At 66.7% G+C, this 10,020-nt stretch carries 6 protein-coding genes; 3 read left to right on the top strand and 3 right to left on the bottom strand.

Annotation, left to right across the window (positions count from 1 at the left end; genetic code table 11):
* Both VT50_RS36945 and VT50_RS36935 read right to left on the bottom strand, forming a co-directional pair.
* The coding region (locus tag VT50_RS36945; RefSeq protein ID WP_420822263.1) for a type I polyketide synthase at window positions 1-2,004 on the bottom strand (2,004 nt) is incomplete at its 3' end.
* Window positions 2,005-2,143: 139 nt separating this feature from the next.
* The gene (locus VT50_RS36935; protein ID WP_046089751.1) at window positions 2,144-2,905 is read right to left on the bottom strand and encodes a thioesterase II family protein; all 762 of its coding nucleotides are present in this window, start codon (window positions 2,903-2,905) and stop codon (window positions 2,144-2,146) included.
* A 635-nt stretch (window positions 2,906-3,540) separates the two neighbouring features.
* On the opposite strand from VT50_RS36935, the gene VT50_RS36930 reads away from it, so the two are divergent.
* From VT50_RS36930 to VT50_RS36920, 3 genes are all read left to right on the top strand, one after another.
* Entirely contained in the window at window positions 3,541-3,780 is a 240-nt protein-coding gene (locus VT50_RS36930; protein WP_046089752.1) for a ferredoxin, read from the top strand.
* Between the two features lie 45 nt (window positions 3,781-3,825).
* Window positions 3,826-5,034 (top strand): cytochrome P450, encoded by a 1,209-nt coding sequence (locus tag VT50_RS36925; protein WP_046089753.1) that lies wholly within the window; start codon window positions 3,826-3,828, stop codon window positions 5,032-5,034.
* Window positions 5,035-5,638: 604 nt separating this feature from the next.
* Window positions 5,639-7,642, top strand: a complete 2,004-nt coding sequence (locus VT50_RS36920; protein ID WP_143645341.1) for a helix-turn-helix domain-containing protein — start codon at window positions 5,639-5,641, stop codon at window positions 7,640-7,642.
* A gap of 42 nt (window positions 7,643-7,684) precedes the next feature.
* Here the strand turns inward: VT50_RS36920 and VT50_RS36915 are convergent, their stop codons facing one another.
* Complete coding sequence (locus VT50_RS36915) at window positions 7,685-10,012, bottom strand: amino acid adenylation domain-containing protein (protein ID WP_240529468.1); 2,328 nt, start codon at window positions 10,010-10,012, stop codon at window positions 7,685-7,687.
* Window positions 10,013-10,020 lie beyond the last annotated feature (8 nt).

The following is a 10,020-nucleotide window of genomic DNA, read 5'->3' as shown; positions in this document are numbered from 1 at the left end:
CCACACACGACCCACCACACCACCACCAACACCAACAGCAACCTCACCCCGCACCAAGCCCTCAAGCCCAGCGGTCAACTCCCCCACATCCGAACCCAGAACCACAGCACGGTGCTCAAACACCGCACGCGAACCCACCAAAGCACGACCCACACCCACTGCGTCCACGTCATCACCGTCAGCCTGAGCGGCACGCACATGCTCCAGCAACCGACCCGCCTGACCAGCCAACGCACCCGCACTACGCCCCGACACCACCCACGGCACCACCCCAGACGACACCACCACAGGCACCACACCCCCACCAACAGACTCCTCCGCCGGCGCCTCCTCGATAATGACGTGCGCATTGGTCCCCGACACACCGAACGAAGACACACCAGCCCTACGAGCCCGCTCCCCACGCGGCCACGCCACGGGCTCGGTCAACAACTCCACCGCACCCGCATCCCAATCCACATGCGAAGACGGCTGATCCACATACAACGTACGCGGCAGCACTTCCTGGTTGAGGGCCATGACCATCTTGATCACACCACCCACACCAGCAGCCGACTGGGTATGACCGATGTTCGACTTCAACGACCCCAGCCACAGCGGCTGTCCGTCCTCCCGGCCCTGTCCATAGGTGGCCAGCAGCGCGTGTGCCTCGATCGGGTCACCGAGCGTCGTGCCCGTCCCATGCGCCTCGACGGCGTCCACGTCCGCCGTCGTCAGCCGGGCGTTGGCCAGCGCCTGCCGGATCACCCGCTCCTGCGACGGACCATTCGGCGCCGTCAACCCATTCGACGCACCATCCTGATTCACCGCCGAACCACGCACCACCGCCAACACCCGATGCCCCCGCGCCCGAGCATCCGACAACCGCTCCAACAACAACACACCCACACCCTCGCCGAACCCGGCCCCATCCGCCGCGTCCGCGAACGCCTTGCAGCGGCCGTCCACCGCCATGCCACGCTGACGGGAGAACTCCACGAAGAGGCCCGGGGTGGACATCACCGCCACGCCACCGGCCAGCGCCATCGAGCACTCACCACGCCGTAGCGCCGCACTGGCCTGGTGAATGGCCACCAACGACGACGAGCAGGCCGTGTCCATCGAGACGGCCGGGCCCTCAAGACCGAGCACATACGCCACACGGCCGGAGGCGACACTCTGCCGACTGCCGTTGAGCAGGTACCCCTCGAGTTCACCAGGGAAGGTGCTCAGCCGTGAGGCATAGTCGTTGTAAATGACGCCGAGGTAGACCCCGGTCGGGGTGGAGCGCAGCTCAAGGGGGTTGATTCCGGCGGTCTCGATCGCCTCCCACGACGTCTCCAGCAGCAACCGCTGCTGCGGGTCCACCGCCAGCGCCTCGCGCGGCGACATCCCGAAGAACTCCGCGTCGAAGTCGGCGGCATCGTGCAAGAACCCGCCCTTCCGCCCATACGAGGTGCCCGTATGGGCCGGGTCCGGGTGGAACATGTTCTCCAGGTCCCAACCGCGGTCGGTGGGGAAGTCCGAGATGGTGTTCCGGCCGTTCGCCACCACGTCCCACAGCTCATCGGGGGAGCTCACCCCGCCCGGGTAGCGGCAGGCCAGACCCACGATGGCGATCGGGTCGTCGGCATCGCGCGGGTCGTCGCCGTCCTCCGTCGCGCCAGTTGCGGCGGGGGAAACGTCCGCGACGTCGCCCACGATCCGAGACCTCACATGGCGCGCCAGCGCGGACGGGTTCGGGTAGTCGAAGAGAGCCGTCGACGGGAGGCGGACCCCGGACCGCTCGGTCAGGTTGCTGATCAGCTGCTGACGCTTCTCCCGGTAGACGCCGAGAGAGCGGAAGGAAGCCTGCTCGGCGATGTCTTCTGGGCTGCGTGCGCCGAGTATCTGAGCGATCTCTTCACGTACCAGGGCGAGCACTATCTCGAACTGCCGCTTTTCGGACGCAGCGGAGAGTCGATCGCGCAGCTCAGCATCCGTGAGTACTCGCCTATCCCGCACAACAAACCCTTTCAACGCCAACCGAATTACGCCATGTCAGATGTGCACGGCCCGCCAGTCGTCAGCCGGAAACCGGCCAACGGACTATCTGGGGATCGTGTCAAAAGGGCCGGACAACTGGACTCCGACCGCAATCAGGTGCCTGCTTCACCGAATTCGTTCACTGAGAGATGCGCTCCGCGACGAAGCGGGCGACATCGGGCAGTTGCTCATTGAGGTAGAAGTGGCCGCCTGGGAAGGCCATCAGCTCGAAATCCCCGGTGGTGTGCCTTCCCCAGTCCTCCGCCTCATCAGAGGTCACTCGCTCATCGGAGACACCGATGACCGTGGAGATAGGGCATGTGACCCTGGTGTCGGGAGTAACCACATAGCCTTCGATCGCCTTGTAGTCGCTGCGGATGGCGGGCAGGATGACACGAAGGGCATCCTCATCGGCGAAGATCCCGGAGTTCGGACCGTTCAGCGCCTTGAGGTCCGCTATGAGCTGGGCGTCGTCCGTCCGCAGCTGCTCGTCACGGTGTCGTGAGGGAGCGGGGCGGGCGGATGCGAACAGCCGTCGCGGACTGATCCCGTCCTTCTCTTCGAGGCGTCGCGTCACCTCAAATGCAAGCACCGCGCCCATGCTGTGCCCGAAGAAGGCCAGCGGACGATCGTCGAGGGCCCGCACATCCTCGAAGATGAGGTCGGCCATTTCCTCGACGCTGTCTATGCACGCGTCCCGGTGGCGGTCCTGCCTTCCCGGGTACTGAACGGCCAGGACTTCCGCCGATGCGTTCAGCCCTCTTGCGAAGGGAAAGAAGAAGGTGGCGGCGCCGCCCGCATGAGGAAAGCAGATCAGTCGGACGTCTTCAGGAGACTCGCCCCTTCGAAAGCGGCGAAGCCAACGCCCAGAGCGTACCTCGGCTGCACCCACGTGCTCCATCCCTTCAATGACCGGTTCCGGCGACCGCACGGTGGTAACCCGATGCCAGTAGCCGAAAGGGCTCGGATGAACGGACCCACCCCCGCTTCACAGCCTCCGCCCAAAAACGCTTTCGACGCTACAAGCCATCCGCCGACCAGAGAAAGGGTCATCTATGCACAGGCCAACTGATGGCCATGGCACGGATGCACAGGTGCATACGGCACGGACAGTCGTGACCAGCGGACACGGCCATGCGAACGCGCTGCCGCGAGCGGTCTTGGGCCCTCTTCTCGGGCACCCACTTCCGAAATCCGGGGAGAGATCCGGACAGCGGCCTGGATAGGCCGGATTCAATGGTTTTCCCGGCGTATGGCGCCTCGCGGGTGATGGCAGGAGAGTGCCATTTGGCTTGCGCATGCGTTGTCACGGCCGGACACACGGCAGCATGGAGAGGCCCGTTGAGCGAACGGTGCGCCCGTGTACCGCTACGGGGCCGTCATGGACCGACCCCCTCCCCTTGGTAAAGCGGCCATTCAGGGCATCAACGACCTCCTGCTGCAATGGTGAGCACTGGAGCACGGGAGTGGTACTGGAGCGCTGGGCGCGCTGGACGCACCGGGGGATCGAGCAGCATTGAGCAGGAAAGAAGCGCCATGAAGGTGTGGATCGACCAGAGCAGATGCCTCAACAGCAGACAGTGTGAGGAAACCGCACCGCGCGTGTTCTCGATCGCGGACGACGGTCTCGCCTATGTGCGCCAGAACGATCGGCTGCTGGACCAACCGGGCGGCGAGACATGTCAGGCGAATGTCCCCGACGAGGACCAGGACGCTGTTGATACGGCGGCCTACGAGTGCCCGGGGCAGTGCATCCACGTCATCGAGCAACCGTAGACAGGCCCGCGTCAAGAGGGCCCGTGCCGAATAGGAGACCATCGCATGTCTGCCGCCGAGAGCACCGATGAGAGCATTCCGCGCCTGCCCTTCGACCAGTCCGGTCTGATGGAGTTGCCGCCCCGGTTCGCCGAGCTGCGGGAGAACGACCCCATCGTCAAGATCCTCACCCCTGTCGGCGATCCGGCCTGGCTGGTCACCCGGCATGAGGATGTGAAGAAGCTCATCTCCGACGCGCGTTTGGGCCGCTCGCATTTCGACCCACCGAACGCGCCGCGCTACAGCGCGGCGGTCATTCTCGGCGGCCCGCGGGGCGAGTACGAGACCGAGGTCGTCGACCACACCAAGGCACGGCAGGTACTGATTCCGTCCTTCAGCGCCCAGCGGATGCGTTCCCTGCGGCCGCGGATCCAGCGGACGGTGGACGACCTGCTGAGCCGATTCCAGGAGCTTCCGCAGCCGGCCGACTTCCACCAGGAGATCGCGAAGCGGCTTCCGGTGTTCGTCATCAGCGAACTGCTGGGCATCCCCTTCGCCGACCGTGAGCAGCTCGGTACCTGGTCACAAGGCACCTTCCACACCAGCGACCAGCAGGTCGCCGTCACGGCCATGCTGGAAATGCGCGAGTACATCGCGAAGTTCATCGAGCTGAAACGCGCCGAACCGGCTGACGACGTCATCACCGACCTGGTCCTCAAGCAGCAGGAGACGGGATTCCCGCCGGACGACGCCATTCAGACGTATGTATCGACCCTGATCATCGCCGGTTTCGAGACCAGTGTGTCGTTCACCGACTATGGCACCCTGCTGTTCCTGCGGAATCCGGATCAGCGGGCGCTACTGGAGGCGGATCCCGGGCTGGCTCCCCGTGCGGTAGAAGAGATCCTGCGGTTCGCGCCGGCGTCGGACGCCTGCATCACCAGGTATGCGCGGGAGGATTTCGAGTACAAGGGGACGCGGATCTCCGAAGGGGATCTGATCGCGCTGAGCCCGCAGACGGCCAACCGTGACCCCCGCGTCTTCCGGGAGCCGGAGCGTTTCGACATCACGCGGAACGAGAATCCGCATATGACGCTCGCCTACGGCCTGCACTACTGCATTGGCGCCCCGCTGGTCCGGGTCATGCTGGACGTGCTGTACCAGACGCTGTTCGCCCGCCTTCCCGAGCTGCGACTCGCGGTTCCGCTCGACGAGCTGGTATCCAGGAACAACGTACTGACGGGAGGGCTAACCTCGCTGCCCGTGGCCTGGTGACCGACGCGCGAGGAGCCTGAACAGGCGCCCCGGCGAGAGCCCGTCAGCGGGCGCGACCGGGGCGCCTTTTCATGCCGCCAGGTCGCCGCGCCGCCCGTTCACCCGTTCACCGATCCCTGATCATCCACGCATCCGTGGGCATAACTGGCCGACGGCAGGACAGTGCCACTCGGATCTTGAGACGGCGCCGAGGCGGCATGAAACGGCAGAATGATTTCGGTGCTGCGTTAACGGGGAGGTTGCTGCGGTGTGCAGTGCCAGTAATGAAGTCTCACCAGAGATGAAGGTGACCCTTTTCCGCCACAGCCAGGGACCAGTGGCTGTCGGGCGGACTTCACGGAAGTTCGCCAGTGCGGCTTTCGGCATCCTGTCGGCCATACCGCCATGCCGCTGCCCGTCAGGGGCGGCATCTGAGCATCCTCCGGCCTGAGCAGCGCCCTCAGCGCGGCGTACGCCGCGCACCTTCATCCTGCGTGTGCGCTCTCACATCGCTGCTGTGGCGCATCATTTCCTGCTGCGGTGCAGCACCTTTCATGGACCATTGAACATCTTCGTCACGGGAGCATCGGTGCCAAGTTTGGGTTCACTATGCGAAAAACCGGCCTTGGGGCTACGTTTCCTTGATGCTGTCGACCGCGACTCCTTCCGGGCCCGCACAGTGCTGGGTGTCTGGCTGTCCGATCCGGAGTCGGAGAGGAACATTCGGCTCCTGGACACCGGGCTGCGCGATCTGCTGGTCATCGTGGCAGCTGATCAGTCGTGGCTGACCGATCCGGCCGCCGCCGAGCACCGGATCCGCATCCTGGCGCGTAGCGGGGCGGCGGGACTCGCGCTCATGCGCACCACTCCGCAGGACGTGCCCGAGACCGTACTGGTGCATGCGAGGGAACACGGTGTGCCACTGCTCGTCAGCGGCGAGGAGCTCTGCGGCTCGGAGGTGGCGCAGGTTGTCAGCCGTGAGCGACTGCGGGAGTACGAGGACCGTGCTCGGCAGTTAGAGGAGATGCTGGACCAGATGCGGCGGCCGGGGAGACAGGGCCACCACAGACTACAGATCCTGCTCGACCGGCTGGCCAAGGCGGTGGAGGGGGCGGTGTGCCTGGTCGACCCGCACAAGGCCGTACTGACGTCCGAAATGAGCGCGGGGGGCCCGCTGGTGAGGCCGCCGGCCGCCATGGTGGCACGCATCGTGGGCGGGGAGGTGGGAGCCGCGTCCATCAACCACGGGGAGCACAGCGTGCGGCTCTACTCGATCGGCTATCACCCACCCCATATGGCTCTCATCGTGGTGCGCGACCAGGACTTCAACGAGTCCACCGAGAAGATCATCGCGCGCTCCACCGTGCTGCTGAGCCTGCTGATCCGCGCGGAGGAGATGGACAGCGACCAGTACCGGCTGCAGCAGACCATGAGCTCGATGCGGGCCGCGGTGCTCCATCTGGCGCTGAACGGCCTCACCCAACTCGCCCGGGAGATCGGTCAGTCGCTGTACCCCGGGCTGTTCTCCGCCGATCAGGTCCGGGTGCACCTCATCACCTGTGGTGAGCGGGAGCTGAACGCCACGGCCTCCAAGCTGGAGAACGCACTGCGGCAGCAGGCCCTGGTCGTCCGTTCGCCGTTCCGTTCCGATCAGCTCTTCGTCGTCACACCCGAGCAGCCGTCCGCACCCGGGGCCTCGTCCTCGCCCTCACCCCCCTCCTCGTCCTCGCCCTCCTCCGGCGAGGATCACGGGAGGAGCGTTGTCCAGCGGCTGCACGACCTGGTGGCCGACGTTCCGGGGCTCCGGATGGGCGCCAGCCACCCCAAGCCGCTGGCGAACCTCGAAGAGGCACACCAAGAGGCACACCAAGCCCTCACCATGGCGGGGAACGGTCAGGAGAAGCTGGTGACGGCGGCCCGGGAGGAACCCGGTCTGTCCTTCTTCCTCGACCCGGGCGCCGGTCAGGCGTGGGCAAAGGCTTTCCTCCGCCCGCTCGACACCCTCGCCCCCGCCGTACGGGAGAGCATTCTGCGCACGATCGATCTGTCGTTGCGATTCTCTCGCCTCGATGTGGCGAGGGCCACCGGCTCCCATCGCAACACGGTGGCGGCGCGCATCGCGAAGGTCAGTGAGCTCCTCGCCCTGGATCTCACCTGCCTGCCCGACCGGGCCGTGCTCAGCCTCGCGCTGGAGCTCCGGGCCCTGCCTCCCCGTAGGCCCGCTACGGCCCATACGGCCTGTACCACCCGTACAGCCCATACAACCCATACGGCGAAGGCGGTGTCCGGTGAGCGAAGCCTCGGCGATCTGCTGGCGGGCGGTGGCGCCCAGGAGTGGGCCCGGATCTACCTCGGACGTCTTGACGCGGACCGCAGGGAGCTACGGCGGACGCTGGCGGCGTGGGTGGCCTGCGGCGGCAACGTGGAGCAGACCGCGCAGAAGGTCGGCGTCCATCTGAAGACGGTCCGCAACCATCTTCGCGCGGCCGAGAGCCTGCTCAACTGCCGCCTCCTGGGAACCCCCGGACACACGCATGACCTGGTGCTGGCCATGCATGCCCTGAAGGTCGCCCAGGTCCTGCCCGACCACCTGGTGCGGTCCCCCTCCCGTCGGCTGCGTGCGGCATGACCTGCGCCTTCACTCCCGTACGCCGCGTGTTCCCTGTGCTCTTCATGCTTCCCGAGCTCCGATATAGCCAGCGACGACGGTGCCGATCTCGTTCGCCGCCACGGTGTCGAGCATCTCCGAGTGGGTGCAGTCGATCTCGACGACCCTGATGTCCCCTTCTACATACGGCCGCCAATCCAGGGGGGCGCCGGTCCTCGCGTCGCTCTCCGGTATCGCCGCCCGCACGACGATGACGTCGCCCTTGAGGACGGGAGGAGTGTGGCGCGTCATCATGTCGAGATTCGTCTGGTAGGCCCGGTAGATGCCGTCCACGTGCTCTTCGCTCACCTCGGTCTCGAAGGGAGGTGGCCGCCACAGTTCGTCGTCCGCCACCGGGGCGTACTGGTTCCGGGCGACCCTCAGCAGATCCTCGACCACTTCCCTGCGGGACGGGCACCAGGGCGGTTCGGTGCTCTGCCGCTCGATGGGATACGCATCCAGGAGGAACAGCCGATCGACCCGTTCCCCCATGGCCTCGAGGCGTGCGGCCATGGCGTGCGCCACCAGTCCGCCGAAGGACCAGCCCAGGAGGTGGTACGGCCCCGAGGGCTGGATCGACCTCATCTCGGTCACATAGTCGTCCGCCATCTCCTCGATGCTCGCCGCCGCCTCCCGTGACACATCGAGGCCACGGGCCTGAAGGGCGTAGAGGGAGAAACGGCCGACCGCGTGTCCGGCCAGCGCCTGGTAGGCCCAACCGATGCCGCTCGCCGGATGTACACAGAACAGCTTGGGTGTGTCCGGCTCGGACCTGATGGCCAGGACGGCGTCGAAGTCGTGTGAGCTTTCCCCGTCGTCCAGGAGGCGAGCGAGCCGAGCCGGGGACGGGGCATGGAACAGGGCCTGCATGCCCAGGCGGGCGCCGGCCTCCGCGCGCAACCGGCCCATCAAGCGCATGGCGAGGAGGGAATGGCCGCCCAGCGCGAAGAAGTCGGCGTCGGCGGGGACGTTGGGCAGACCAAGCACCTGGGCGAACAACCCGCACAGCAGTTGCTCCGTGGGGGTGGCCGGTGCGCGGCCGGGGGCCGGGGTGTAGTCGGGGGCGGGGAGCGCCTTGCGGTCCAGCTTCCCGTTCGCCGTCAGCGGCAGGTGCTCCAGTACGACTACGGCCGTGGGCACCATGTGCTCGGGCAGGGCATTGGTCAGGAACTCCCGCAGCTCCGTTGCCACCGGACGGGACCCAGCCGTCGATACGACATAGCCGGTCAGCCGCCGGTCCCCTGGACGGTCCTCCCGGACCACAACCGCCGCCCGCGCCACGCGCGGATGCGACGCCAGCGCCGCCTCCACCTCACCCAGCTCGATCCGGAAGCCACGCACCTTGACCTGGTCATCCACGCGGCCAACGAACTCCAGCCGTCCCTGAGCATCCCAGCGCACCAGGTCCCCGGTGCGGTACATCCGCGCCCCGGGCTCGGCGAACGGGCAAGCCACGAACCGCTCCGCCGTCAGCCCCGCACGCCCCGCGTACCCGCGCGCCAACCCGGCGCCGGCTACGTACAACTCGCCCACCACACCCGGCGGCACCAACCCGAGCCCACCGTCCAGCACATGCACCGAGGTGTTGGACAACGGACGGCCCAACGGCGGTGCACCCCTGTCACCGGGGTCAAGGTTGGCAGTGGTGGACCAGATTGTGCATTCCGTCGGACCGTAGAGGTTGACCACCTTCGATCCCAAATCGGTCATCAGCCGGGCCAGTTGCCCCGGCAACGCTTCTCCACCGGCCAGGACCCGCAGAGCGTGCAGCATCTCCGGGGCCTGGGAGGCAATGGCCTGCCACAGTGTCGGCGTGGCCTGCATCACCGACACCCGCCACCGCCTGACCAACCCCGACAACGCCACCGGGTCCGCCACCTCGGCATCCGAAGCCACCACCACCCCCGCCCCACACGCCAGCGGCAAAAACACTTCCAACGTCGCAATATCAAACGAGACCGTCGTCACCGCCAACAACCGATCCCCAACCCCCAATCCCACCCGCTGCCCTACCGCACCCAAGAACCCCTCAACAGCCCCCCGGGACACCACCACACCCTTCGGAACCCCCGTCGACCCCGAGGTATGGATGACATACGCCGGATGCCCAGCATCAAGCGGGCCCACGCGATCAGCGTCCGTCAGATCGACGGCCGACGCCTGGGCCAAGAGCTGCAGGGTGTGCTCCTCGTCCAACACCAGCAACCGCAGACCGTTCCCTGCCGGCACCCGCTCGGCCGTCTCCACCGTGGCCAGCACCACCTCCGGCGCAGCGTCCTCAAGCATGAAAGCGATCCGGCTCGTGGGATAGCGCGGATCGATGGGCACGTACGCCCCGCCCGCCTTCACCACCGCCAGCA

It is taken from the genome of Streptomyces antioxidans, assembly GCF_000968685.2.
In the GTDB taxonomy this organism is placed as follows: domain Bacteria; phylum Actinomycetota; class Actinomycetes; order Streptomycetales; family Streptomycetaceae; genus Streptomyces; species Streptomyces antioxidans.
This window is presented reverse-complemented; position numbering and strand designations above follow the sequence as displayed.